Here is a 26,309-nt window from a genome sequence, read left to right on the forward strand (position 1 = left end):
CCGGCAGGTGGCTGCCGGCCGGTCGCGGATGGAGCTCAGGTCACTCGGAGTCGGTGGCCTCGTCGCCGTCGACGGCCGACGCGGAGGACTCCTCCACCACGGGCACGAGCGAGAGCTTGCCGCGGTCGTCGATCTCGCCGATCTCGACCTGGACCTTCTGGCCCACGGACAGGACGTCCTCGACGGCCTCGACCCGCTTGCCGCCGGCGAGGGCGCGCAGCTTGCTGATGTGCAGCAGGCCGTCCTTGCCGGGCATCAGCGAGACGAACGCACCGAAGTTGGTCGTCTTGACGACCGTGCCGAGGTAGCGCTCGCCGACCTCGGGCATCGTCGGGTTGGCGATCGCGTTGACGGCGTCCTTCGCGGCCTGGGCGGCCTCGCCGTTGGTCGCACCGATGTAGACCGTGCCGTCGTCCTCGATCGACAGGGTCGCGCCCGTGTCGTCCTGGATCTGGTTGATGATCTTGCCCTTCGGGCCGATGACCTCGCCGATCTTGTCGACGGGCACCTTGATCGTGATGATCCGCGGGGCGTGGACCGACATCTCCTCGGGGGCGTCGATGGCCTCGGCCATGACGTCGAGGATGGCCAGACGGGCGTCGCGGGCCTGGGTCAGCGCCGCAGCGAGGACCTCGGCCGGAATGCCGTCGAGCTTGGTGTCGAGCTGGAGGGCCGTGACGAACTCACGCGTGCCGGCGACCTTGAAGTCCATGTCGCCGAAGGCGTCCTCGGCACCGAGGATGTCGGTCAGCGCGACGTACTGCGTCTCGCCGTCGACCTCGCCGGAGATGAGGCCCATCGCGATGCCCGCGACGGAGGCCTTGAGCGGCACACCGGCCTGGAGCAGCGCCAGGGTCGACGCGCAGACCGAGCCCATCGAGGTCGAGCCGTTGGAGCCCATGGCCTCGGAGAGCTGGCGGATGGCGTACGGGAACTCCTCGCGGCTCGGGAGCACCGGCAGGAGCGCGCGGCGCGCCAGGGCGCCGTGGCCGACCTCGCGACGCTTGGGCGAGCCCACGCGACCGGTCTCGCCGGTGGAGAACGGCGGGAAGACGTACTTGTGCATGTAGCGGCGGTGCTTCTCCGGGGACAGCGTGTCGAGCTGCTGCTCCAGCTTGAGCATGTTGAGGGTGGTGACGCCCAGGATCTGGGTCTCGCCACGCTCGAAGAGCGCCGAGCCGTGGACGCGCGGGATCACGCCGACCTCGGCGTGCAGCGGACGGATGTCGGCGAGGCCGCGGCCGTCGATGCGCACCTTGTCGCGCAGCACGCGCTCGCGCACGAGCGACTTGTTGAGCGAGCGGAACGCCGCGCCGATCTCCTTCTCGCGGCCCTCGAACTGGCCCGCGAGCTTCTCGAGCAGCGACGCCTTGATCTCGTCGACCTTGGTCTCGCGCTCCTGCTTGTCGCCGATGGTCATCGCGGCGGCCGTGTCGGCCTTGGCGGCGGACTCGACGGCGGCGTACACGTCGTCCTCGTAGTCGAGGAAGACCGGGAAGTCCTGGACCGGCTTGGCGGCGTCGCGCGCCAGCTCGGCCTGCGCCTCCACGAGCTGCTTGATGAAGGGCTTCGCGGCGTCGAGGCCACCGGCCACGACCTCCTCGGTGGGCGCCTGGGCGCCACCCTGCACGAGCGCGATGGTCTCCTCGGTGGCCTCGGCCTCGACCATCATGATGGCGACGTCACCGGTGTCGGTGACGCGACCGGCGACGACCATGTCGAAGACGGCGTCCTCGAGCTGCGAGTGCGTCGGGAAGGCGACCCACTGGCCCTCGATGAGCGCCACGCGGACGCCACCGACGGGGCCGGAGAACGGCAGGCCGGAGAGCTGGGTCGAGAGCGACGCGGCGTTGATGGCCAGCACGTCGTACGGCATGTTCGGGTCGAGCGCCATGACGGTGATGACGACCTGGACCTCGTTGCGCAGGCCCTTCTTGAAGGTCGGGCGCAGCGGGCGGTCGATGAGGCGGCAGGTGAGGATCGCGTCCTCGCCCGGGCGACCCTCGGACCGGAAGAAGGAGCCGGGGATCTGGCCCACGGCGTACATCCGCTCCTCGACGTCGATCGTCAGGGGGAAGAAGTCGAAGTGGTCCTTCGGGGTCTTGCCGGCGGTGGTCGCCGAGAGCAGCATCGTCTCGTCGTCCAGGTAGGCGGTGACGGAGCCGGCCGCCTGGCGGGCGAGCAGGCCGGTCTCGAACTTGACGGTGCGCTGTCCGAACTTGCCGTTGTCCAGCACGGTCTCGACAGCAGAAATGATGGGTCCCTCGTTCAAAGGGGTTCCCTTTCTCTTCGCGGAGCTAGCCGCGGAACGCCCGAACAGCTCGACGTTCGAGCATGTTGCCGGTCTTCGATCGAGGCCCACGGGTCGCGCTGTGCGCAACGATCCGGAGGCCACTACCGAGGACCGAGCCGACGTTCCGGGCCACTCCTGGTGGTGTGAATGTGCAGTTGTGCGTGAGGTGTGCCCGAGCTGGGCACCGTGGCCCGCGGAGGGCCGGGGTCGAGCCTAACGGAACGGCCCGCAAACCAGCAGGAGCGGCTCCCCGTGACGGGGAACCGCTCCAGGCGTGGTCAGCGACGCAGGCCGAGGCGCTCGACGATCGAGCGGTAGCGCGCGATGTCGGTCTTCTGCAGGTAGTTCAGCAGGCGACGGCGCTGGCCCACGAGCAGCAGCAGACCACGACGGCTGTGGTGGTCGTGCTTGTGCTGCTTGAGGTGCTCGGTGAGGTGGCTGATGCGGTGGCTCAGGAGAGCGACCTGCACCTCGGGCGAACCGGTGTCGCCCTCGGCCGTGGCGTACTCGGCGATGATCTTCTTCTTGGTCTCCGCGTCGGTTCCGATCGACATGGGGGCTCCTTCTCGGCTCGTTGCGCGGCGCGCCGGGGCCTGTTCACCCGGGCACTGTGGATCCGCGGCCGTTGCACGGCAGTCCGAGAACTTATCAGCGCAGGGAGCAAGGCCCCAAAACTGCGCGACCCACGACGGCCGGCGGCGAGTAGGGTCCCGGCCATGGCCCGAAGGGAGAACGCGTGCAGCGACACGTCGAGCGAGTGACCACGAGGCTGCGCCCGGTCCGCCGGGTCGAGCAGGAGCGGGACCGGGCCCGCTCGAGGCTCGCCGCCACCCGGGAGCGGCTCACCAGGGTGCGCGCGCGGCTCGATCGCACCCGTACGCGCCTGGAGGCCGAGCGCGCGGCAGGGCGCGAGGCCCGGGCCGACGCCGACGACCTGCGCGACGAGCTGCACGCGACGTACGCCCGGCTGGCCGAGGTCGACGACGACCTGCACGAGACCCGCGCCGCGCTCGACCACTACATGGCGCTGGACACCGAGCACGAGGCCCGGGTGGCGGGCGGCATGGCCGCGCTGTTCGACTATCCCTACCACCCTCAGCCGCGCACCTTCGGCCGTCCGGGGCGGACGTTCTTCGAGGACCTCGTGGGCGCCCGGGACGAGGAGTACGCCGAGCTGCTGGGGCGGATCTCCGGTCACCTGGCCCCGCTCGCGGCGGTCCCCGAGGCCGAGACGGACCCGCTGCTGCCCTTCTGGTCCAACCCGTGGCTGCCCCCGCTGGACGGCATCACCCTCTACGGCCTCATCGCCGAGCACCGCCCGTCGGTCTACATGGAGGTCGGCTCGGGCTTCTCCACCAAGTTCGCCCGGCTCGCCGTCCGCGACCACGGGCTCGACACCCGGATCATCTCCATCGACCCCCAGCCGCGCGCGGAGGTCGACGTGCTCTGCGACGAGGTGATCCGCACGCCCTACGAGCAGGTGGACCCCGGGGTCCTCGACCGGCTGGGCAGCGGCGACATGCTCTTCGTCGACAACAGCCACCGCAGCTTCACCAGCTCGGACGTGACGGTGTTCTTCACCGAGTCCCTGCCCTACCTGGCCTCCGGCGTCCTCTACGGCCTGCACGACATCTTCCTGCCCGACGACTACCCCGAGGCCTGGAACGACCGCTTCTACGCCGAGCAGTACCTGCTCATGAGCTACCTGCTCGGCGGGGCCGCCGGCGACCGCATCGAGCTCCCGGTGCACCACGTCGCGACCACCCCCTCGCTGTCGGCGACGCTGGCCGCGGACTGGCCGGCCCCCTCCGTCGACCCGACCACCCTCGTGGGCGGCGGCTTCTGGATGCGGCGGGCCTGACCCGGGCACGGCGAAGGCCCCTCCCCCGACGGCGGGGAAGGGGCCTTCGGCACCCGGGGTCAGACGGCCGGCGGGGCCGGCGGGTCCGTCTCGGTACGACGCTCGGTGGTCGCGGAGCGACCCTCGTGGTCGGTGGTGGTGGCGACCGTCGTGGCACGACGGCGCGTGTTGGTCTGGATGGCGGTGATCGCGATGACGAGGATGCCGGCCAGGCAGAGGATGTAGCCGACCATCGTGAGGTCGACCGCGCTGATCATGTCCTGCACGGCGAAGGCCAGGATGAGGCCGAGCGCCAGCAGGAAGACGCCGAGTCCGTAACCCATGGTGTTGTCTCCCGGTGGTGTGTGGAGTGGTGGGGGGGATTGAGTGCTCGTGGAACCTAACGGCACTCGGCCGACATCGTGACGCGCCACGCGCTCCCCCGCCCGTCGACCTCACCCGCAGGGGTCCCCTACCGGCGGGGCCGGGCGCTCGCACCTCCGGTCACGCGACGCCCGCCGGAGGACTCCTCGACCACCAGCGGGTGCGTCACCTCCGGGACCTCGGCCCGCTCGGGGGTCGGGAACGCCGGCGGGCGCGCCGAGTCGTAGGCGTCCGGGACCACCCGGTCGTCGCCCCCCTGGCGCCGCTCGGCCTGCGGGAAGACGTTCCACCGGGCCACGTCGCCCAGCTGCCACGGGTAGGCGCCGGTGCCGTACCTGTCGGGACAGCGCACGTCCAGGGGCCTGCCCCGGCGGTCGAAGAGCTGGACGCCGGTCAGCGGCCGGCCGTCGGCGTCGTACGGCTGGATGTTGCAGACCTGCTCGCCGTCGAGCGTCACGCCCCGCTGCTGGAGGCTGGGCGCGAGGTCGTCGAAGTACTGCGCCTGGGCGGTGTACTCCACGTTCTGCACGGTGTTCGGCAGCACCGCCAGCGCGAAGAGGTTGAGGGCCAGCAGCACCACCCGCGCCAGGGTCGACCTCGTGCCGGGCCACAGGCGGCCCCGACCGATCTGCACGCTGAGGAGCGCGGCGACCACGAGCACCGCCGCCCCCGCGCCGGCGGACGGGGTCGGGAGGTACGGCACATCCTGCTGCCGCGGAACCCAGACGTGGACGCTCACCAGCATCACCGCCAGCCAGGCCCGGAAGACCCACCACGCCGGACGGGCGGCGCGCAGCAGGCCGCCCGCGTCGCCCGGGAGCCCGTCCAGCAGCCGCGACCAGCGGGTCGCCGCGGCGTCGAGGAGCGCCCCCGGCGACGCCCCCGCCCAGGAGGGTGCCCGCCCGGGCGACCGCGGCGGCAGGCCGGCAGCGGCCCTCAGCTCGGCGGCGTAGGCGGCCGGGTCCCCCAGCACGCCTGTCCCCTCCTCCGCGACCCGTTCGGCGACGTCGGCCTCGAGTCCGCCGAGGAGCTCCTCGCGCTCGTCGTCATCGAGGTCCGCGAAGTGGTCGCGCACGTCGAGCACGAACTGCTCGACATCGGGTCGGACGAGCGGTGCGGTGTTCATCGGGCCCCCTGGAGCAGGTTGGTGACGGTCGTGGAGAAGTGCGCCCAGTCGTCGCGCTGGGTCTTGAGCTGGTCACGACCGGCGGGCGTGATCCCGTAGTACTTGCGGTGCGGGCCGCTCTCGGAGGGCACGACGTACGACGTCAGAGCCCCCGCGGCGTACAACCGGCGCAGCGTGCCGTAGACGGAGGCGTCGCCCACGTCGTCGAGGCCGCCGGCGCGCAGGCGCCGTACGACGTCGTAGCCGTAGCCGTCCTCGTCGTCGACCACCGCGAGCACGGCCAGGTCGAGCACCCCCTTGAGGAGCTGTGTGCTGTCCATGCGGTGCAGACTAGTGCGGATTGCGCACTACCGCAGCAAGCGTCGTTCCGGCGGCGTGTCGTCGTGCAAGGATCCGCAGGTGCCTTCCGCCACGAATTCCCCTGCGTCGCACGGCCCCGTCACGAGGCTCGGCGTCTGCAACCTGTGCGAGGCCATCTGCGGCCTCCAGATCACCCTCGAGGCCGGTGCCGTCACCGGGGTCCGCGGCAACCCCGACGACCCGCTCTCGCGCGGCCACATCTGCCCCAAGGGGGTGGCGATCGGTGACGTGCACGCCGACCCGGACCGGCTGCGTCGTCCCGTACGCCGCGACCGCGCCACCGGCGAGTGGACGGAGATCGGCTGGGACGAGGCGTTCGACCTCGTGGCCGACGGGCTGGCGGGGACGATCAACGCGCACGGCCGGGACGCCGTGGGGATCTACCTCGGCAACCCCAACGTCCACAGCCTGGGCTCGATGACCCACGGGACCGCACTGGTCAAGGCGCTGCGCAGCCGCAACACCTACAGCGCCACCTCGGTGGACCAGCTCCCCCACCAGCTGCTCGCGCAGCTGATGTTCGGCCACCAGCTGTTGCTGCCCGTCCCCGACATCGACCGCACCGACTACTTCCTGGTCGTGGGCGCCAACCCGATGGCCTCCAACGGCTCGCTGATGACCGCCCCCGACTTCCCCCAGCGCGCCCGCGAGCTCAAGCGCCGCGGCGGACACCTGGTGGTGCTCGACCCGCGGCGCACCGAGACCGCGAGGATCGCGACCGAGCACCACTTCGTGCGCCCCGGCAGCGACGCGTGGGTGCTGCTCGCCATGCTCCACGTGCTCTTCGACGACGGGCTCGCCGCGGCACCCGAGCACGCCGACGGGCTCGCGGCGGTCGAGAGGGCGGTCGCGGACTTCACCCCCGAGCACGCCATGGCGATGAGCGGCGTGCCGGCCGACGACATCCGGCGCATCGCCCGCGAGCTCGGCGCAGCCGAGAGCGCCGTCGCCTACGGACGGGTCGGCGTCTCCACGCACGAGTTCGGCTCCGTGTGCCAGTGGGCGGTCAACCTGCTCAACATCCTCACCGGCAACCTCGACCGCGAGGGCGGGGCCATGTTCACCAGCCCGGCCATCGACGTCGTCGGCCGCGGGATCATCGGTCGGGGCCACCACGGGGCCTGGAGCTCCCGGGTGCGCGGCCTGCCCGAGACGGCGGGCGAGCTGCCGGTGTCGGCGCTGCGCGAGGAGATCGAGACGCCGGGCGAGGGCCAGGTCAGGTCGATGCTGACGCTCTCGGGCAACCCGGTGCTCTCCACCCCGGACGGGGCGCGCCTCGACGAGGCCCTGGCCGGGCTCGACTTCATGGCCTCGGTCGACATCTACCTCAACGAGACCACCCGGCATGCCGACGTCATCCTGCCGCCCACCACCGCCCTGGAGCGGGACCACTACGACCTGGTCTTCCAGGCGCTGGCGGTGCGCAACACCGCCCGCTTCACCCCGGCGGTGCTGCCCGCCGGCCCCGGCACCCGCCACGACTGGCAGATCTACCGCGCCCTCGCGCTGCGCACCGTCGCCCGCCTCGAGCGCAGGCCCACTCGCCGCAAGCGGCTCGCCCTCCGGGCCCGGATGAGCACCAGCCCGACGCGGCTGGTGCAGCTGCTGCTGCTCTCGGGTCGCACGGGCGTCACCCTGCGCCGGCTCCGGGCCCGGCCCGCCGGGATCGACCTCGGTCCACTACGGGCCGGCCTGCTGCCCGAGCGGCTCCAGACCCGCGACCGGCGCATCGACCTCGCCCCGTCGCTCGTCCTCGACGACCTGGCCCGGCTCGCCGCCGTGCCCGCTCCGGCCGAGGGCGAGCTGCTGCTCATCGGCCGGCGGCACCAGAAGGACTGCAACGCCTGGCTGCACAACGTCGAGCGCCTCACCCGCGGCAAGGCACGCCACCAGCTCCTCATGCACCCGGACGACCTGGCCGCCCGCTCGCTCGCGGACGGCACCGTGGTCCGGGTGAGCTCGCGGGTCGGGAGCGTCGAGGTCGAGGTCGCGGCCACCGAGGACATCATGCGCGGGGTGGTCAGCCTCCCCCACGGCTACGGCCACGCGCGCAACCCCGGGATGCGGCGGGCCAGCGAGGTGCCCGGCGTCTCCATCAACGACCTGACCGACCCCGAGCGCCTCGACGTGTCCGGCAACGCCGCGCTGAGCGGCGTACCCGTGACCGTGTCGGCGCCCGACTGACCCGGGCCGCGGACGCGGCAGGACGCCCGGCCGACCTGTCTCCAGGCCGACCGGGCGTCCCCAGGGGGCCGCTGGTCAGACGCGCACGCCCTCCAGGATCTCGCGCACCTCGTCCGCCGAGCCCGCCGAGCGGAGCCGCTCGACCTGGGCCTGGTCGGTGAAGACGCCCGCGATCTTCTGCAGCAGGGCCAGGTGGTCGTCGCCGGCGCCGGCGATGCCGATCACGAACTCGACCGGCTTGCCGTTCCAGTCGACGCCGTCGGCGTAGCGGACGAACGAGATCGCCGTCCGGTTGATCGCCGACTTGGCCTCGTTGGTGCCGTGCGGGATGGCCAGCCCGTTGCCCATGTGGGTCGAGACCGACGCCTCCCGCTCGTGCATCGCGTCGACGTACGACGCCTCGACGGCGCCGCTCGCGACGAGCAGCCGGCCCGCCTCGGTGATCGCGTCGTCACGCGAGGTCGCCGTGCCCCGCAGCACGATCGCGTCGTCGTCCAGCACGCTGCTGGCGGTGTCCGCGACCGGGTCCGCGACCGCCGCCCCTCCCGGCGCGTTGGTCCGGTCGATCAGCTCCACGATCTCGTCGTAGCGCGGCGACGCCATGAAGTTGTCCACGGAGACATGCATGGCCGAGGGCGTGCGCTGCTTCGCGCGGTCGGTGAGGTCCTGGTGGCTCACCACGAGGTCGTAGCTGTCGTCGAGGTTGGAGATCGCCTTGTTGACCACCGTCACGTCGCCGTGGCCCGCAGCCTGGATCTTCTTGCGCAGCACCGACGCCCCCATCGCGGAGGAGCCCATGCCGGCGTCGCAGGCGAAGACGATGCTGTGCACCTGCTGGCCCGCAGCGGGAGCGGTGCCGGCCAGGGCGCCGGCCACCGACGACTTCTTGCCCTTGTTGGCCTCCATCTGGGCCGTCGCCGCCGCGAGGTCGCCCTCGTCCTCGGACTTGTCGAGCTTGAGCAGGAAGGCCGCGACCGCGAAGCTCACCCCGGCCGAGCCGAGCACCGCGAGCGTCACCCCGACGTAGGACCCGGACGCGGTCTGTGCGTAGACCGCGAAGATCGAGCCGGGTGCGGCCGGGGCACGCAGGCCCACGTCGAAGGCGACGTTGATGGCCACACCGGTCATGCCACCCAGGACGGTGGCCAGGATCAGCTTGGGCTTCATCAGGACGTACGGGAAGTAGATCTCGTGGATGCCGCCGAAGAACTGGATGATGGCCGCACCGGGAGCGGTCGCCTTGGCCACGCCCTTGCCGAAGACCGAGATCGCGAGGAGCAGGCCGAGACCCGGTCCGGGGTTGGCCTCGAGCAGGAAGAGCACCGACTTGCCGGTCTCCGCCGCCTCGGTGAGGCCGAGTGGCGTGAGGACGCCGTGGTTGATGGCGTTGTTGAGGAAGAACACCTTGGCGGGCTCGATGACCACGGAGGTGAGCGGCAACAGGTTGTTGTTGACCAGGGTCTCGACGCCGTTGCCCAGGACGTCCATGATCTTGTTGACGATCGGGGCGACGACCCAGAAGCCGGTCAGGGCCATCGCGAAGGCCACGATGCCGGCCGAGAACATGTTGACCAGCATCTCGAAGCCGGCCTTCACCTTGCCCTCCCACAGCGCGTCGAGCTTCTTCATCACCCAGGCCGCGAGCGGGCCCATGATCATCGCGCCGATGAACATGTGCACCTGGCCGAGCTCGGCGAAGTCCTCCGCGGCCTTGCCCGCGGCGAGCCAGTCGGCCAGCGCGTCGGCGTTGAAGTCGGCGATCAGCTGGTCGGAGCCCGCGATCGCCCCCATCACCGCGAAGGCGCCGACGACGGCCCCGCGGTCGCCGTACACCATCCGGCCGCCGGTGGCGGCGATCAGGATCGGGAGCAGGTAGTGGATCGTCGGGCCCACCATGGTCGCCATCTCCGCGTTGGGCAGCCACCCGACGTCGATGAACAGCGCCGTGAGGAGTCCCCAGGCGATCAGGGCGGGGATGTTGGGCATGATCATGTTGGACAGGAACGTCCCGAACTTCTGCACGTGGACGCGCGCGCCGCCGCGCGGTTCCGTCTGTGTGGACATGTATTCCTCCGGAAGGAGACGAGTGCCGAGCCCTGGGTGACCCGGGTCACAGTCAGGTCCCCCAGTAAACCCCCAAATGGGCACGTTGCCAAGCATTCGGGCGAAAGTGGGGGCAAAACAATGTGGCTTTAGCCCCGTTATGCCCGCTACGGTGGTGAGCACGCACCGACCGAGCGCCAACTCACCCGTGGAGGAAGACCGACCATGAAGGCACTGCGTTTCTACGCCCCCGAGGACATCCGGCTCGAGGACGTGCCCGAGCCCGAGTGCGGGCCCGACGAGGTGAAGATCAAGGTCAAGAACTGCTCGACCTGCGGCACCGACGTCAAGATCAAGAAGAACGGCCACGTCAACATCACCGGCACCACCACCATGGGCCACGAGGTGGCCGGCGAGGTCGTGGAGGTCGGTGCCGACGCGCTCGGCGGCTTCTCCGTCGGTGACCGCGTGCAGTGCATCGCCGCCGTGCCGTGCGGAGAGTGCCACGAGTGCCGCAAGGGCTGGATGGAGGTCTGCCAGAACCAGACGTCCGTCGGCTACCAGTACGACGGCGGGTTCGCGGAGTACATGATCGTCCCGGCCCAGGTCCTCAAGGTCGACGGCCTCAACCGCATCCCCGACAACGTGGGCTACGACGAGGCGTCGGCCGCCGAGCCGTTCGCCTGCGCCATCAACGCCCAGGAGCAGCTCGGCATCGAGGAGGGCGACTTCACCGTCGTCTTCGGCGCCGGTCCGATCGGCTGCATGCACATCCGCATCGCCCGCGGCGTGCACAAGGTCGGCACGGTCGTGCTCGTCGACGTCAACGCCGAGCGGCTGCAGATGTCGGCGGACGCCGTCCAGCCCGACCACGTCATCGACGCCTCGCAGGTCGACGTGGTCGCCAAGGTCATGGAGCTCACCGACGGTCGCGGCGCCGACGTGATCATCACGGCGACCCCGGCCAACATCACCCAGGAGCAGGCCATCGCCATGGCCGCCCGCCAGGGCCGGATCTCCTTCTTCGGCGGCCTGCCCAAGACCGACCCGACGATCACCTGCGACTCCAACGTGGTGCACTACCGCCAGCTGCACATCCACGGCGCCAACGGCTCCTCCCCCGACCACAACAAGCGGGCGCTGGAGTACATCTCGACCGGCCAGGTGCCGGTCAAGGACCTCATCACCCGGCACATCCCCCTCGACGACGTGATGTCCGCATTCGACATCGTCGCCCAGGGCGAGGCCATCAAGGTCACGGTCGAGCCGTAGCAGCGAGGAACGAGCTGCTACGGCTGTCGACCGGGAGGTTGAGGAGGGTCGGCTCGCACGCCGCGCCAGCGGCGGACGAGCGACCCGTCTCGAAACCCACGACCGTCGAGCAGTAGCCCCAGAACGACACAGCAGCACGCACGAACCCGGCCGGTGCCGCACCGGCCGGGTTCGTCGCGTCAGGAGAGTGGCGGGGCGCCGGCCCCGACGTCAGTGCAGCAGCGCTCGTACGGCGTCGCGCCCGGCCATCGGGTCGCTCGCGCCCAGGGCGGCCTCGGCGGCGGCCTCGCAGGTGTCCATCGAGACCCGGGACAGCTGGGCCCCCACCGGGCGCACGGCCCGCGCGGCCATCGACAACGAGGTCACGCCCATGCCGACGAGCGCGCACGCCAGCAGCGGGTCGGCGGCCGCCTCCCCGCACACCCCGACGGACTTGCCGGCCTGCTTGCCCGCCTCGGCGGTGATCGCGATCAGCTGCAGCACCGCCGGCTGCCACGGATCCGTGAGGTGGGCCAGGTCGGTGGCCATCCGGTCGGCGGCCATGGCGTACTGGGTGAGGTCGTTGGTGCCGATCGAGAGGAAGTCGACGACCTCGAGCATCCGGTGGGCCAGCAGGGCGGCGCTGGGGATCTCGACCATGATGCCGGGCTTGAGCCCGCGGGCGCGGACCTTCTCGGCGAAGTCAGCGGCCTCGGCCACGGTGGCGACCATCGGCGCCATCACCCAGGTCTCGGTGCCGGTGCGCTCGGCGGCGATCCGGATGCCGTCGAGCTGGCGGTCCATCAGCCCGGGGTTGCCGAACGACAGCCGCAGGCCTCGCACTCCGAGCGCGGGGTTCTCCTCGCCGGGCAGCGTGGCGAAGGCGATCGGCTTGTCGGAGCCGGCGTCGAGGGTGCGGATGACCACGTGCTGGCCCTCGCCGAAGGCACCGAGCACCGAGGCGTAGATGTCCGCCTGCTCCTCGGCCGACGGCTCGTCGGTGGCGTTGAGGAAGCACAGCTCGGTACGGAAGAGACCGACGCCCTGGACCGGCTCGGCGCTGGCCTGGACGGCGCTGGGCCCGTCGGCGACGTTGGCGAGCAGCTTGACCGGGATCCCGTCGGACGTCGAGGCGGGGCCCGACCACCGGGCCAGCTCCTCGCGGGCGGCCCGACTGGCCTCGACGCGTCGCTGCGCCTCGGCGGGGTCGCCCCCGACCTCGACCTCGCCGGACTCGCCGTCGACGACGAGGAAGGTGCCGCGCCCGACGTCGGTGATGCCGGCCGTCCCCACCACGCACGGGATGCCGAGCTGGCGGGCGATGATCGCCGTGTGGCTGGTGGCGCCGCCGCGCTCGGTCACCAGCGCGGTGATCAGCGCCGGGTCCAGGCCGGAGGTGTCGCTCGGGGCCAGGTCCTCCGCGATGAGCACCGACGGCTCCGCGGGCGTGGGCACGCCGGGCTCGGGCTCGCCGACGAGGTGCGCGACCACGCGCCGCTCGATGTCCTCGAGGTCGGTGACCCGCTCGGCCATCAAGCCGCCCATGTTGGTGAAGATGGTGACGAACTGCTCGACCGCCCCGTCCACGGCCGTCACCAGTCCCTGGCCCGCGGCCACGTTCTTGGACACCGCACCCCGCAGCCCCTTGTCCCGGGCGAGGCCGGCGCTCGCCGTCAGCACCTCGGCGGCCGGGCCGGTGGCCTGGTCCGCCTTGCGCGCGAAGCCGTCGGCGACGGCAGCGACCGCGTCGTCGTACGCCGCCATCGCGGCGTCCGCGTCGGCGAAGTCCCCGTCCCCGAAGCGGGCGATGGCGTCGGGCGAGACCTCCCCGCGCACGAGCAGGGCAGGTCCGGCGGCGACTCCCGGGACGACGGGGGTCCCGCGGAGCACGGAGTGAGCAGGTGTGGTCATGGACACACCGTAGTTCAGGCGGTGCTTGACAATCAACAGATACGGGGATAAAACAACACAGACACAGATTGGTGCCGACGGCCCCGTCCCCGGGGATCTCCGGCGGCCTCTCCGCACCCGCGACGGAAGGAGCACGGTGTACGCCGAGGAACGCCAGCAGGCCATGGCCCAGGCCATCACCCGCCAGGGCCGCGTCTCCGTCGCCGACCTCGCCGAGGAGTTCTCGGTGACCACCGAGACCGTGCGCCGCGACCTGTCGGCCCTCGAGCGGATCGGCTTGATCCGGCGCGTCCACGGGGGCGCCGTCCCGTCGAGCTCGCTGGCCGTCATCGAGTCGGGCCTCAGCGAGAGGGACCTGGCCAACACGACCGCCAAGGACCTCATCGCCGCCGCCGCCGTCGCGCTGCTGCCGCCGCCGGGGTCCATCGTCATCATCGACGCCGGCTCCACCACCGCCCGGCTGGCCACGCTCCTCCCCCGCGACCACCGGCTCACCGTCGTCACCCACGCCGTGCCGGTCGCCGCGCGGCTCGCCGGGCTCCCCCAGATCGACCTCTACCTGCTGCCCGGCCGGGTGCGGCCCACGACCCAGGCCGCCGTCGGCTCCGACACCGTCGCCGCGCTCGCCGACCTGCGGGCGGACGTCTCGTTCGTGGCGACCAACGGCTTCAGCCCCCGCCACGGGCTGACCACCCCCGATCGTGAGGAAGCGGCCACCAAGCGCGCCATCGTGGCCGCGGGGAGGCGTACCGTCGTCCTCGCCGACTCCACCAAGATCGGCGTCGAGTCCTCCATGCGGTTCGCCACCGTGGACGACGTCGACGTCCTGGTCACCGACTCAGCCATCAAGCCCGACGACCAGTCCGATCTCGACGCAGCCGGCGTGGAAGTGGTGATCGCATGATCCTGACCCTGACCCCCAACCCCAGCATCGACCGGACCGTCTCCCTGGCCGGCGAGCTGGTGCGCGGGGCCGTGCAGCGCGTCGACTCGGTGACCTCCCAGGGCGGGGGCAAGGGCGTCAACATCTCGCGCGCCTCGGTCAGCGCCGGGCACCCGACGATGGCGGTGCTCCCGGCCGCCAAGGACGACCCGTTCGTCATCGAGCTGCTGGCCGCCGGCATCGACTGCCGCCCGGTCCGCCCGGCCGGTGACGTCCGCGTCAACATCACCATCACCGAGCCCGACGGCACCACCACCAAGCTCAACTCGCCCGGCGCCACGGTCGAGCAGGTCCACCTCGACGCCATGTCCGACGCGCTCCTGGCCCGCGCCGGCAGCGCGGACTGGGCCGTGCTGGCCGGTTCGCTCCCGCCGGGAGCGCCCGCGGAGTTCTATGCCGACGTCGTACGCCGCCTGCGCGGCACCGTCGCCAAGGTCGCCGTGGACACGAGCGAGGCCCCGCTGCGCGCGCTCGTGGAGGCGCTGCCCGGGGCGGCACCGCACCTGATGAAGCCCAACGGCGAGGAGCTCGCGTCGTTCACGGGCGGCGACGCCGACGTGCTCGAGGCCGACCCCCACAAGGCCGCTGCCGCCGCGCGGACCCTGGTCGACCGGGGCGTGGAGGCCGTGCTCGCCACCCTCGGCGGCAACGGCGCCGTGCTCGTCACCGCCGAGGGCGCCTGGCACGCCACACCCCCGCCGACCACCGTCGTGAGCACGGTGGGAGCAGGCGACTCCAGCCTGTTCGGCTACGTCCTGGGCGACATCCGGGGGCTCACGCCGCCCCAGCGCCTGGCCCTCGCCGTGGCCTACGGCAGCGCCGCCGCTGCCCTGCCCGGCACCACGATCCCCGAGCCGTCGCACCTCCGCCCCGAGCTCGTCACCGTCACCGCCTTGGGAGGCACCGCATGACCGATCTGATCACCAGGGAACTGGTGCGCCTCGACACGACGTGGGGCGACGACAAGCTGGACGTGATCCGGGGACTGGCCGCCGTCGTGGGCGACGCCGGCCGGGCCGCGGACACCGACCAGCTCGTCGCCGACGCCTTCGCCCGTGAGGAGACCTCCTCGACCGGCCTGCCGGGCGGCATCGCCATCCCCCACTGCCGCACCACCGGCGTGGACGAGCCGACGCTGGCCTTCGCCCGGCTCAGCCCGGGCGTCGACTTCGGCGCCAAGGACGGCCCGGCCGACCTGGCCTTCCTCATCGCCGCCCCGGCCGGCGGGGACGCCACCCACCTCCAGCTGCTCACCAAGCTCGCCCGCTCGCTCGTCAAGCCGGCCTTCACCAACGCCCTGCGCGACGCCGAGGACGCCGACGAGGTCGTGAGGCTCATCAACGAGGCGCTCGGCGTCTCCGAGCCGGCCGCCACGAAGGCGGGCGCACCCGCGTCGGGCACCCCCGACGGCACGCCCCCCGGCGTACCGGCCGGCGGCACGGCTGCCCCGGCAGGCGCCGCAGCGGCCTCCGGCACCACGGCCACGGCCACCGCCCCGGCCACCGCGGCAACCACGTCCCTGGTCGCGGTCACCGCGTGCCCCACCGGGATCGCGCACACCTACATGGCCGCCGAGGCCCTCGAGGCCGCGGCCGCGCGGGCCGGGGTCGCCATCGCGGTCGAGACCCAGGGCTCGGCCGGCAGCACGCCCTTGGCGCACGAGACCATCTCCCAGGCGGGCGCGGTGATCTTCGCCGTCGACGTGGGCGTGCGCGACCGCAGCCGGTTCGCCGGCAAGCCGATGGTCAGCTCCAGTGTGAAGCGACCGATCGACGACGCCGACGCGATGATCGCCGAGGCGCTGCGCTACGCGGCCGATCCCGCGAGCGCCCCACGGGTCGAGGGCGAGGCCTCTGCGGGAGGTACCGACCACGGCGCTGGGGAGTCGTGGGGTGGCCGCGTCCGGCGGGTGCTGATGACCGGCGTCTCGTACATGATCCCGTTCGTCGCCGCCGGCGGTCTGTTGATCGCGCTGAGCTTCCTGCTGGGCGGATACGAGATCGTCGGCCCCTACGGCGACATCGCCGTCAACAACGGCATCTTCAACCTGCCCGACCCCGAGGCGCTCGGTCTCGACCACGCCCTGTTCAACTCAGGACTGATGGCGTACCTCGGGGCGCTCTTCTTCATCATCGGCAAGACCGCCTTCGCGCTGTTCCTCCCGGCCCTGGCGGGCTACATCGCCTACGCGATCGCCGACCGCCCCGGCATCGCGCCTGGCTTCGTCCTGGGCGGGCTGTCCGCCAACCTCTTCAACGTGCAGACCTCCGACGGTGTCGCCTACCCGGCCACCGGGTTCATCGGGGCGATGATCGGCGGCGTCCTGGCGGGCATCGCCGCGCACTGGATCGCGAGCTGGAAGGTGCCGACCTGGGCCCGCGGGCTGATGCCGGTCCTGGTCATCCCGCTGCTCGCGTCGGTGCTGGCCGGTCTGGCGATGCTGATCGTGCTCGGCAGGCCGATCTCCTGGCTCATGGACCAGCTGACCGAGGGGCTCAACTCGATGTCGGGTGGCAGCGCGATCCTCCTCGGGATCATCCTGGGTCTGATGATGGCCTTCGACATGGGTGGCCCGCTCAACAAGGTCGCCTACACCTTCGCCGCCGTCGGGGTCGGCGGCGCAGCACTGGCCAACGACGCCCCCGAGCTCCAGATCATGGCCGCTGTCATGCTCGCCGGCATGGTGCCGCCGATCGCCCTGGCGCTGGCCACCGTCGTTCGCCCCGGCCTGTTCAACGCCGCCGAGCGGGAGAACGGCAAGGCCGGCTGGCTGCTGGGCCTGTCGTTCATCACCGAGGGGGCCATCCCGTTCGCCGCAGCCGATCCGCTGCGTGTGATCCCCGGGATCATGCTGGGCAGCGCCGTGACAGGCGGGTTGTCGATGGCGATGGAGGTCAGCGTGCGGGCGCCGCACGGAGGGATCTTCGTGCTCTTCGCCGTCGAGAACGTCCTCGGCTACCTCATCGCCCTCGCGGCCGGCGTCGCCGTCGGAGCTGCCGCCGTCGTCGTCCTGAAGTCCATCGGCCCGTCCGACGCCGACGTCACCACCGTCTGACCCTGTTCGACCCACCCCACGAAGGAGCACCCATGCCCAGCAAGTCCGTCGTCGTCGGCTCGGCCGTCGGCCTGCACGCCCGTCCCGCCGCGATCATCGCCGAGGCCGCTGAGGGCCTCGGCGCCGCGGTGACCATCAATGGCGTCGACGCCAGCTCGTCGTTGATGATCATGACCCTCGGGGCCGGCAACGGCGACACCGTCGAGGTGGAGAGCGACGACCAGTCGGCGCTCGACGCGATCGCCGCCCTCGTCGAGCAGGACCTCGACGCCTGAGCGCCCTCGCATGACCCGCACGACGGGCCGGTGTCCCTCCGGGGCGCCGGCCCGTCGTCGTACGACGGGTGGCCGGCTGGCGCCTCGTGGCTAGGGAGCGTCCTGGGTGCGGCGCTCGCGCAGCGCGAGGTAGACCGCGCGCACACCCACGGCACGCTCCAGGTGCACCATCACCGCGCTGAAGAACTGGCCGCGGTAGGTCTCGTCGGTGATCGCGGAGACGGTGAAGTAGAGCCCGGAGAAGGACGCCAGGAACAGCGACACCTTCACCAGCTCGGCCGAGACGTTGGTCAGGAACGCCAGGTGCGAGGTGCCCTCACCCGTCCACAGCTGCTGCACGTCCTCGTTGACGATGAGCGACCCGAAGACCAGCAGGAAACCGAACACCGCCGCCACGAGCACGACCACCTGGACGGCCTGGATCACCAGCAGCACCACGATGAGGTTCCACCGCTCGTAGCCGGTGACCTCGGCGTGCCGCGCCGGGTCGGCCGACGGGTCCTCGACCATCTCCCGGCACGCGCCCTCCAGCGGCGTGCCGCGGCAGGCGCGCAGCAGGAAGGCGTCGTCGACGGCGTCGTCGGCCTGGTCGACCTCCTCCGGCAGCCGCACCAGCAGGAAGACGGTGCCCAGCCCGAGGAGCAGCAGGGCGGTGAGCCACAGCGTGCCGAAGCCGAGGTGGGAGGTCATCTGCCAGGCCTCGGCGTTGATGAACAGGAACGCGATGAAGACCAGCAGCAGCGGCAGGGCGCGAGAGGCGGTGGAGACCACCGACCCCAGGCTCGACAGCGTGCGCTTGAGGGCCCAGCCCACGATGGGTCGGGCTCGCAGGGCGGTGAGGGCGTAGCCGACCGCCCCGACGCCCGCCACGGTCAGCAGCACCGCGGGCGCCGCCGCCACCTGGCTCGACAGCCAGCCGAGCAGCCCGGCCAGGACCGCGGCGACGACGGCCACCACGGCCAGCGCGGGCAGCACCCGGCGCCGGGTCAGCGCCTCGCGGGCGGCGGCGCGCTCGGCGGGGACGAAGTAGGACAGCCCGTGCTCGAGGAACCACGCCTCGGTCGCCGCCAGCGGGTCCCCGGGACGCTGGCGGGACGTCACGATCGCTGCTCCAGCACGGTCCGGGCGCGGCGTACGTCGTCGTGCATCGTCTCGACCAGCGCCTCGACGCCCTCGAACTTCACCATCCCCCGCAGCCGCTCGACGAACTCGACCTCCACCTCCACGCCGTACAGCTCGAGGTCGTCGCGGTCCAGGACGTAGGACTCCACGCGGCGCTCGCGCTCGCCGTCGAAGGTCGGGTTGGTGCCGACGCTGATCGCGGCCGGGAAGCGCTCGCCGGTGTCGCGGCGGGTCAGCCAGCCGGCGTACACACCGTCGGCGGGTGCGGCCCCGTCGACCGGCGTGGGGACGTTGGCGGTCGGGTAGCCGAGCTCGCGGCCGCGCTGGTCGCCCTTCACGACGACGCCGCGCACCGTGAACGAGCGGCCCAGCGCCTCGGCCGCACCGGCGACGTCGCCGGTGGCGAGGCACTGGCGGATGTACGTCGAGCTCCAGACCTGGGGGCCACCGTCGAGCGCGATGCCCTCGACGTCGAAGTCGCGCGTCGCGCCGGCCTCGCGCAGCAGCGCCACGTCCCCGGCGGCCCGGTGGCCGAAGCGGAAGTTGGCCCCCACGACGACGGCGCGAGCGTGCAGGGTGCCGACGAGCACCCGGTCGATGAACTCCTCCGGGCTCCAGCCCGCGATCTCCCGGTCGAACGGGACCACCAGCACGGCGTCGACGCCGGTCTCCTCGACGAGCCGCCCGCGCGTCTCGATCGAGGTGAGGATCGGCGGCGCGTGCTCGGGACGCAGGACCGCCATGGGGTGCGGGTCGAAGGTCACCACGACGACGGTGTCGACACCGAGGTCGCCGGCCGTGGCGCGCGCCTGGGCCAGCACGTGCCGGTGCCCGAGGTGCACGCCGTCGAAGTTGCCGATCGTGACGACCGTGCGGCCGAGGTCGGCCGGCACGTCGTCGAAGGAACGCCAGATCTGCACGGGCCGAAGCCTACCGACGGGGCTCACCCGACGAAGACGGCCACCGGGCGCGCTCCCGCGCCGCTCGGCTCGTAGAGGGCCAGGAAGGTGCCGTCGGGCGCGAAGAGCGCGTGCTCCCCCGCGCCGGGCAGGGCCAGGTCGAGCCGCCGGCCGACGCGCACGTGGGCGGCGGCCTCCTCGTCGAGGTCGACCGACGGGAACGTCGCTCGCGCAGCCTCCGCGACCGGGAGCACCGACGGGTCGTCGGCCAGGTCCTCCAGGCTGCGGGCGACCGAGAGGTCGAAGGGACCGACGGCCGTGCGCCGCAGCGCGACGAGGTGCCCGCCGACGCCGAGCGCCGCGCCGAGGTCGCGGGCGATGGCCCGGATGTAGGTGCCGCTGGAGCAGCGCACCGACACGTCGACGTCGGGGCCGCGCACCGCGGTGACGTCGAGCTCGTGGATCGTCACACGGCGGGCGGGCAGGTCGACGTCCTCCCCGTCACGCACGCGCTGGTAGGCGCGCTTGCCGTCCACCTTGATCGCGGAGACAGCGGTGGGCTTCTGGTCGATCTCACCGGCGAACGCGGTCAGCGCGTCGCGCACCTGCTCCTCGGTGAGGTGCCCGGTCGGGGCGGTCGACACGACCTCGCCCTCGGCGTCGTCGGTGGTCGTCGACGCCCCGAGGCGGATGGTCGCGTCGTACCGCTTCTCGGTCAGCATCAGGTGACCGAGCAGCCGGGTCGCCCGGTTGACTCCGAGCACGAGCACGCCGGTGGCCATCGGGTCCAGCGTGCCGGCGTGCCCGACCTTGCGGGTCCCGAGGGCACGCCGGACCCGGGCGACGACGTCGTGCGACGTCATGCCGCCGGGCTTGTCGACGACGACCAGCCCGTCGGCGACGGGCGCGGTCACTCGTCCGGTCACTTGTCCTGAGGAGCCGACGGAGGAGGCGTCTCGAAGGGCTCGTCCTCGAGCTCGTCGTCGTCCCAGACGTCGTCGGCGTCGGCGTCGGCGTCATCGCCCTCGCGGGGCTTCTTGTAGGGGTCCTCCTCGCCGGCGTACGCCGTGCCGCGGCGGGCCGCGACCTCCTCGTCGAGGGCCTTGGCCCGGGCGAGCACCTCGTCGAGGGCGCGCGCGCTCTCCGGCAGCGCGTCGGGGATGAAGGTCAGCGTCGGCACGATGCGCATGCCGAGCTGCTTGGCGACCTCGGAGCGGATGACGCCCTTGGCCGACTCCAGCGCGGCGGCGGTGCTCTCGCGCTCCTCGTCGGCGCCCAGGACGGTGTAGAAGATCGACGCCTGCTGGCTGTCACCGGTGACGCGGACGTCGGTGATGGTGACGAAGCCCAGGCGCGGGTCCTTGATCCGGCGCTCGAGCATCTCGGCGACGATGACCTGGATGCGGTCGGCGATCTTGCGGACGCGGGGGTTGCTCATGGTTCCACTCTCTCAAACGCGACCGGGCACTTCCGGTGCGCCCGCGGAGACCGACCGGGCACGTCCGTCCTCGTAGGAGGACGGACGTGCCCGGTCACTGCCCCGGAGCGCTACGAAAGTGCCCGGTCACTCGGTTGGTCAGCTGCGCGCGATCTCGCGCATCTCGAAGGACTCGACGATGTCGCCGATCTTGATGTCCTGGAAGTTGCGCAGCACCAGACCACACTCGAAGCCCTCGCGGACCTCGGAGGCGTCGTCCTTCTCGCGGCGCAGCGAGGACAGGTCGAGGTTGTCGGCCACCACGGCGCCGTCGCGCAGGACGCGCACCTTGGCGTTGCGGCGGATGAGACCGTCGATGACCATGCAGCCCGCGATGTTGCCGGCCTTGGACGAGCGGAAGATCTCGCGGATCTCCGCCTGACCGAGGGTCGACTCCTCGTAGACGGGCTTGAGCATGCCCTTGAGCGCTGCCTCGATCTCCTCGATCGCCTGGTAGATGACCGAGTAGTAGCGGATCTCGACACCCTCCTTGTCGGCCATCTGGCTCGCCTTGCCCTGGGGCCGGACGTTGAAGCCGATGATGATCGCGTCGGAGGCCGCGGCCAGGTCGACGTTGGTCTCGGTGATCGCACCGACACCGCGGTCGATGACGCGCAGCGACACCTCGTCGCCCACGTCGATCTTGGACAGCGCGTCCTCGAGCGCCTCGACCGAGCCGGACACGTCGCCCTTGAGGATGAGGTTGAGCTCCTGGCTCTCGCCCTTCTCCATGGAGGCCATGAAGTCCTCGAGGCTGCGACGCACGCGACGCTTGGCCTGCATGGCCGCCCGCTCGCGCGCCTCGCGCTTCTCGGCGATCTGGCGGGCCATGCGGTCGTCCTCGACCACGATGAAGTTCTGGCCCGCACCCGGGACGGCGCTGAGTCCGAGCACCATCGCGGGACGCGACGGGTCGGCCTCGGTGATCTCGTTGCCGTGCTCGTCGAGCATGGCGCGGACACGACCGTGGGCCGGACCGGCCACGATCGAGTCGCCGACGCGGAGGGTTCCGCGCTGGACGAGCACCGTGGCGACCGGGCCGCGACCGCGGTCGAGGTGCGCCTCGACCACGAGGCCCTGCGCGTCCTGGTCGGGGTTGGCCCGCAGGTCGAGCGAGGCGTCCGCGGTGAGGACCACGGCCTCGAGCAGCTTGTCGAGGTTGAGCCCGGCCTTGGCCGAGACGTCGACGAACATCGCGTCGCCGCCGTACTCCTCGGGGATGAGGCCGTACTCGGTCAGCTGTCCGCGGACCTTGGTCGGGTCCGAGTCGGGCTTGTCGATCTTGTTGACCGCGACCACGACCGGTACGCCGGCGGCCTTGGCGTGGTTGAGCGCCTCCACCGTCTGCGGCATGACGCCGTCGTCGGCCGCGACCACGAGGATCGCGATGTCGGTCGCCTGGGCACCACGAGCACGCATGGCGGTGAACGCCTCGTGGCCCGGGGTGTCGATGAGGGTGATGCGACGGTCGTTGCCGTCGACCTCGGTGTGGACCTGGTAGGCACCGATGTGCTGGGTGATGCCACCGGCCTCCTTGTCCACGACGTTGGCGTCGCGCAGGGCGTCGAGCAGCTTGGTCTTTCCGTGGTCGACGTGACCCATGACGGTCACGACCGGCGGACGGACGACCAGGTCGGCCTCCTCGCCCTCGTCGGCACCGAACTCGAGGTCGAACGTCTCGAGCAGCTCGCGGTCCTCGTCCTCCGGGGACACGATCTGGACGACGTAGTTGAGCTCCTCGCCGAGCAGCTCGAACGTCTCGTCACCGACCGACTGGGTCGAGGTCACCATCTCGCCGAGCGAGAAGAGCATCTGCACGAGGGCAGCGGCATCGACGTTGATCCGCTCGGCGAAGTCGGTCAGGGACGCGCCACGCGGCAGGCGGACGGTCTCGCCGTTGCCCTTGCGGACGCGGACGCCGCCCAGCGTCGGGGCGTCCATGGCCTCGAACTCCTGGCGACGGGCGCGCTTGCTCTTGCGTCCTCGGCGCGACGGGCCGCCGGGACGACCGAAGGCGCCCTGGGTCTGGCCGCGCTGGCCGGGACGGCCACCGCCGGGACGACCGCCGCCGCTGGGGCCGAAGCCGCCGGGAGCGCCACCGGGGCGACCCGGAGCACCGGCACCGGCACCGGCACGACCGGGGGCACCGCCGCGACCGGGAGCACCCGGACGACCGGGGGCGCCACCACGACCCTGACCGGGACCACCGGGGCCGGGACGACCGCCGGGGCCCGAGCCGAAGGCGGCCGGGGACTTGGGCATCATCGCCGGGTTGGGGCGAGGCATGCCCGGACGACCCGGGGCGCCACCCTCGCGTGCCGCCGCGGGACGCGGGGGACGCTGCGGGTCCCCGGGGGCCGCGTCGCCACCGGGGGCGGGCGCCGGACGGCGACCCATGCCCTGGCTGGACGCGAACGGGTTGTTGCCCGGGCGCGGGGCGCCGGGACGTGCCGAGGGCCGCGGAGCCGGCGTGGCCGGCTTGGGCGATGCCGGCGCGGAAGCCGCCGCGGCCGGAGCCTCGGGAGCGGCCGGAGCCTCAGGGGCGGCCGGAGCCTCGGGGGCAGCCGGGGCCTCGGCGGCGGGCGCCTCGGGCTCGGCTGCGGGCGCCGGCTTGGGGCCGGGCTTGGGGCCCGGTCGGGGACCGGGGGTCGACGACGACGCGGCGGCGGCGGGCGCCTCGGCAGGGGCCGCGGTCGCGGCAGCCGCGGCCGGAGCCTCGGCAGCCTTCTCGGCCGGGGCCTGCGCGGCCGGCTTGGCCTCGGGCTCGGCCGCCGGGGCCGATGCCGCAGCGGACTTCAGCTGCTCGCCGTACTGCTTCTTGAACCGCATCTCGACGGGGGGCTCGACGGTCGACGATGCCGACTTGACGAACTCACCCATCTCCTTGAGCTTCTCGAGAACGAACTTGCTCTCGACGCCGAACTCCTTGGCGAGTTCGTGGACTCGGGTCTTGGCCACAATTCTCCTTCTGGCCCGAGACCCGTCGTCGCAGGAGTGCGGCGGGGTGGTTCGGACCGTTAGCGGGTGTGCAAACTCATCGGGAAGTACTCATCGAGTGCTCATGAGCTGCTGCTCCAGTCTCTGATCGGTACTGATCTGGTCGGTGCTGCTTCGGGTCTTGGTACTGGTGGTGCTCAGTGCTGTGCTGCCTGCTGTGCTGCGAGGTGGTCCGCCACGGGCGTGCTGGTGAGTCCCTCCCTGGCCCTGAGGGCCCGGGAGAACGCCCGCCGGCGCACCGCGAGGTCGTAGCACCGGGTCGTGGGGTGCAGGTGCGCCCCCCGGCCCGGAGCCGTGCCGCGTGGATCGGGGCAGGCGGCCGGGTGACCACTCGCGTCCGAGCCGATGACGACACGCAACAACTCGCTCCTGGTGGCCCGCGCCCGACAACCGATGCACGTGCGGATGGGCACACGCGGGTCGTCGGTCATGGTCACCGACGGAAACTCTATCGCCTGCGCGGCTGAATCCCGAATGGCCCCGCCCGATGCCCCACCCCTCCGGGCCCGGACCCGAGGTCGTGGGCGGTCCCGGTGCTCGGAGCACTGCAACCGCCCACGCTCCGGGTGGCCCGACGATCAGGCCTCGGGCTTGGGCGCCTCGTCCGAGCGGATGTCGATGCGCCACCCCGTGAGGCGCGCGGCGAGGCGGGCGTTCTGGCCCTCCTTGCCGATGGCCAGCGACAGCTGGTAATCGGGGACGACCACGCGGCACGAGCGGGTCGTCGCGTCGACGATCTCCACCGAGCTGACCCGCGCCGGCGACAGCGCCTCGGCGACGAACTCGGCCGGGTCGGCCGACCAGTCGACGATGTCGACCTTCTCCCCGTGCAGCTCGGCGGTCACGTTGCGGGCCCGCTGGCCCATCGGACCGATGCAGGCGCCCTTCGCGTTGACGCCGGGGACGGTGGAGTGCACGGCGATCTTGGTGCGGTGGCCGGCCTCGCGGGCGATGGCCGCGATCTCGACGGTGCCGTCGGCGATCTCCGGCACCTCGAGCGCGAAGAGCTTCTTGACCAGGTTGGGGTGGCTGCGCGACAGGGTGATCTGCGGCCCGCGCATCCCCTTGCGCACCGACACCACGAGGGTCTTGATGCGCTCGCCGTGCTTGTACTCCTCCCCCGGCACCCGCTCGCCCACGGGCAGGAGTGCCTCGAGCTTGCCGAGGTCGACCATGACGTCGTCGGGGTTGCGGCCCTGCTGGATGATCCCGGAGATGATGTCGCCCTCCTTGCCGGAGAACTCCCCGAAGCGGATGTCGTCCTCGGCGTCGCGCAGCCGCTGGAGCATGATCTGCTTCGCGGTCGTGGCGGCGATCCGGCCGAACCCGGCGGGGGTGTCGTCGTACTCCTCGGAGGCGTTGCCCTCCTCGTCGACCTCGCGGACGAGCACGCTGACGTGGCCGTTCTTGCGGTCGAGCTCCACCCGCGCGGTCGCCTGCGCGCCGGGGGTCTTGTGGTACGCCGTGAGCAGGGCCTGCTCGATCGCCTCGACGAGCACGTCGAAGGAGATCTCCTTCTCGCGTTCCAGCATCCTCAGGATGCTCAGGTCGATGTCCATCAGGCGTCCTCGCTCTTGTCGCTCTTGTCGGTCTTGCGGTTGAACTCGATCTGCACGTGGGCCTTGGCCACCTCGGCGTACGACAGGACCCGGGGGCTGCCGTCGACGTCGAGGGTGACCGAGGTCTCGTCGCTCGTGGTGATGCGGCCGGTCACCGGCTCCCCGTCGACGGGGGTCACCTTGACCAGGCGGTCGGCGTTGCGGCGCCAGTGGCGCGGCAGCGTCAGCGGTCGGTCGACGCCGCGCGAGGTCACCTCGAGCGTGTAGGGCATCTCCCCCATCACGTCGGAGGCGTCGAGCACCTCGGAGACCGCACGCGTCGCGTCGGCGACGTCGTCGAGCGTCACCCCGCCGTCCTTGTCCACGGCCACGCGCAGCACACGCCGCTTGCCCGCCGGCGTGACCTCCACCGCCTCGACGTCGAGGCCCTGCTCGGAGAGGGGTCCGACGAGTGCCTCCTCGATCCGGTCCCGGGTGGCGTCCTGCCTGGCGCTGCTCACGAGTGTGCGACCTCCTTGTGCTGTTGTCCTTCGAGGAGCCACGATAGCCGCTGTCCGCGCCCGGTCCACCGGCGGCGGATAGGGTTCCGG

22 protein-coding genes are annotated in these 26,309 nt (G+C 72.0%); 7 read left to right on the top strand and 15 right to left on the bottom strand.

All coding sequences use genetic code 11. From position 1 onward, the window contains the following. Positions 1-40 precede the first annotated feature (40 nt). Both ASG94_RS02525 and rpsO read right to left on the bottom strand, forming a co-directional pair. A complete protein-coding gene (locus tag ASG94_RS02525; protein WP_200958004.1) occupies positions 41-2,272 on the bottom strand; it encodes a polyribonucleotide nucleotidyltransferase in 2,232 nt (743 codons plus the stop codon). A 299-nt stretch (positions 2,273-2,571) separates the two neighbouring features. Continuing rightward, a complete protein-coding gene (rpsO, locus tag ASG94_RS02530; RefSeq protein ID WP_056924848.1) occupies positions 2,572-2,847 on the bottom strand; it encodes a 30S ribosomal protein S15 in 276 nt (91 codons plus the stop codon). Between the two features lie 182 nt (positions 2,848-3,029). Between rpsO and ASG94_RS02535 the strand changes: the two genes are divergently transcribed. Then, entirely contained in the window at positions 3,030-4,154 is a 1,125-nt protein-coding gene (locus tag ASG94_RS02535) for a class I SAM-dependent methyltransferase (RefSeq protein WP_156411388.1), read from the top strand. A 59-nt stretch (positions 4,155-4,213) separates the two neighbouring features. Here the strand turns inward: ASG94_RS02535 and ASG94_RS02540 are convergent, their stop codons facing one another. The 3 genes from ASG94_RS02540 to ASG94_RS02550 all read right to left on the bottom strand — a co-directional run bounded on the left by ASG94_RS02540 (position 4,214) and on the right by ASG94_RS02550 (position 5,963). Continuing rightward, the gene (locus ASG94_RS02540; RefSeq protein ID WP_056924850.1) at positions 4,214-4,477 is read right to left on the bottom strand and encodes a DUF6458 family protein; all 264 of its coding nucleotides are present in this window, start codon (positions 4,475-4,477) and stop codon (positions 4,214-4,216) included. Between the two features lie 128 nt (positions 4,478-4,605). After that, positions 4,606-5,643, bottom strand: coding sequence for a hypothetical protein (locus tag ASG94_RS02545; protein WP_056924851.1), 1,038 nt, complete (start codon positions 5,641-5,643; stop codon positions 4,606-4,608). After that, positions 5,640-5,963, bottom strand: coding sequence for a PadR family transcriptional regulator (locus ASG94_RS02550; protein WP_056924852.1), 324 nt, complete (start codon positions 5,961-5,963; stop codon positions 5,640-5,642). Before ASG94_RS02550 ends, ASG94_RS02545 begins: the two co-directional genes overlap by 4 nt. 79 nt (positions 5,964-6,042) lie before the next feature. Here ASG94_RS02550 and ASG94_RS02555 point away from each other — a divergent pair, with 79 nt between their 5' ends. Continuing rightward, a complete protein-coding gene (locus ASG94_RS02555) occupies positions 6,043-8,187 on the top strand; it encodes a molybdopterin-dependent oxidoreductase (protein ID WP_056924853.1) in 2,145 nt (714 codons plus the stop codon). A gap of 75 nt (positions 8,188-8,262) precedes the next feature. On the opposite strand, the gene ASG94_RS02560 is transcribed toward ASG94_RS02555, so the two are convergent. Continuing rightward, positions 8,263-10,251 (bottom strand): PTS mannitol transporter subunit IICBA, encoded by a 1,989-nt coding sequence (locus ASG94_RS02560; protein ID WP_056924854.1) that lies wholly within the window; start codon positions 10,249-10,251, stop codon positions 8,263-8,265. Positions 10,252-10,455: 204 nt separating this feature from the next. Here ASG94_RS02560 and ASG94_RS02565 point away from each other — a divergent pair, with 204 nt between their 5' ends. Next, complete coding sequence (locus ASG94_RS02565; RefSeq protein ID WP_056924855.1) at positions 10,456-11,502, top strand: zinc-dependent dehydrogenase; 1,047 nt, start codon at positions 10,456-10,458, stop codon at positions 11,500-11,502. Positions 11,503-11,712: 210 nt separating this feature from the next. Here the strand turns inward: ASG94_RS02565 and ptsP are convergent, their stop codons facing one another. Beyond that, positions 11,713-13,392, bottom strand: coding sequence for a phosphoenolpyruvate--protein phosphotransferase (gene ptsP, locus ASG94_RS02570; RefSeq protein ID WP_056924856.1), 1,680 nt, complete (start codon positions 13,390-13,392; stop codon positions 11,713-11,715). Between the two features lie 136 nt (positions 13,393-13,528). On the opposite strand from ptsP, the gene ASG94_RS02575 reads away from it, so the two are divergent. The 4 genes from ASG94_RS02575 to ASG94_RS02590 are packed head-to-tail and all read left to right on the top strand — an operon-like array spanning position 13,529 to position 17,665. Then, positions 13,529-14,296: a DeoR/GlpR family DNA-binding transcription regulator gene (locus tag ASG94_RS02575; protein ID WP_056924857.1), complete on the top strand. Its 768-nt coding sequence runs from the start codon at positions 13,529-13,531 to the stop codon at positions 14,294-14,296. Then, positions 14,293-15,246, top strand: coding sequence for a 1-phosphofructokinase family hexose kinase (locus ASG94_RS02580; protein WP_056924858.1), 954 nt, complete (start codon positions 14,293-14,295; stop codon positions 15,244-15,246). Before ASG94_RS02575 ends, ASG94_RS02580 begins: the two co-directional genes overlap by 4 nt. Next, a complete protein-coding gene (locus ASG94_RS02585; protein WP_056924859.1) occupies positions 15,243-17,390 on the top strand; it encodes a PTS fructose transporter subunit IIABC in 2,148 nt (715 codons plus the stop codon). The genes ASG94_RS02580 and ASG94_RS02585 overlap by 4 nt, the downstream gene beginning before the upstream one ends. 32 nt (positions 17,391-17,422) lie before the next feature. Beyond that, positions 17,423-17,665 (top strand): HPr family phosphocarrier protein, encoded by a 243-nt coding sequence (locus tag ASG94_RS02590; RefSeq protein ID WP_056924860.1) that lies wholly within the window; start codon positions 17,423-17,425, stop codon positions 17,663-17,665. 90 nt (positions 17,666-17,755) lie between these two features. Here ASG94_RS02590 and ASG94_RS02595 read toward each other — a convergent pair whose 3' ends face one another. From ASG94_RS02595 to rimP, 8 genes are all read right to left on the bottom strand, one after another. Next, positions 17,756-18,766 carry a hypothetical protein gene (locus ASG94_RS02595; protein WP_056924861.1) on the bottom strand — a complete coding sequence of 337 codons (1,011 nt, stop codon included), beginning with the start codon at positions 18,764-18,766 and terminating at the stop codon, positions 17,756-17,758. Beyond that, positions 18,763-19,707, bottom strand: coding sequence for a bifunctional riboflavin kinase/FAD synthetase (locus tag ASG94_RS02600; RefSeq protein ID WP_056924862.1), 945 nt, complete (start codon positions 19,705-19,707; stop codon positions 18,763-18,765). Before ASG94_RS02600 ends, ASG94_RS02595 begins: the two co-directional genes overlap by 4 nt. 23 nt (positions 19,708-19,730) lie before the next feature. After that, positions 19,731-20,612, bottom strand: a complete 882-nt coding sequence (truB, locus tag ASG94_RS02605; RefSeq protein ID WP_268788553.1) for a tRNA pseudouridine(55) synthase TruB — start codon at positions 20,610-20,612, stop codon at positions 19,731-19,733. Continuing rightward, entirely contained in the window at positions 20,609-21,124 is a 516-nt protein-coding gene (gene rbfA / locus ASG94_RS02610) for a 30S ribosome-binding factor RbfA (protein ID WP_056924863.1), read from the bottom strand. Before rbfA ends, truB begins: the two co-directional genes overlap by 4 nt. Positions 21,125-21,262: 138 nt before the next feature. Then, entirely contained in the window at positions 21,263-24,121 is a 2,859-nt protein-coding gene (infB, locus tag ASG94_RS02615) for a translation initiation factor IF-2 (protein WP_056924864.1), read from the bottom strand. 176 nt (positions 24,122-24,297) lie between these two features. After that, a complete protein-coding gene (locus tag ASG94_RS02620) occupies positions 24,298-24,591 on the bottom strand; it encodes a YlxR family protein (RefSeq protein WP_056926243.1) in 294 nt (97 codons plus the stop codon). 147 nt (positions 24,592-24,738) lie between these two features. Next, on the bottom strand, positions 24,739-25,719 hold the full coding sequence (gene nusA / locus ASG94_RS02625) for a transcription termination factor NusA (RefSeq protein ID WP_056924865.1): 981 nt from the start codon (positions 25,717-25,719) through the stop codon (positions 24,739-24,741). Further along, positions 25,719-26,219, bottom strand: a complete 501-nt coding sequence (gene rimP, locus ASG94_RS02630) for a ribosome maturation factor RimP (protein WP_056924866.1) — start codon at positions 26,217-26,219, stop codon at positions 25,719-25,721. Before rimP ends, nusA begins: the two co-directional genes overlap by 1 nt. Between the last annotated feature and the right edge of the window lie 90 nt (positions 26,220-26,309).

Origin of the sequence: Nocardioides sp. Soil805 (assembly GCF_001429625.1) — a bacterium.
Taxonomy (GTDB): Bacteria; Actinomycetota; Actinomycetes; order Propionibacteriales; family Nocardioidaceae; genus Nocardioides.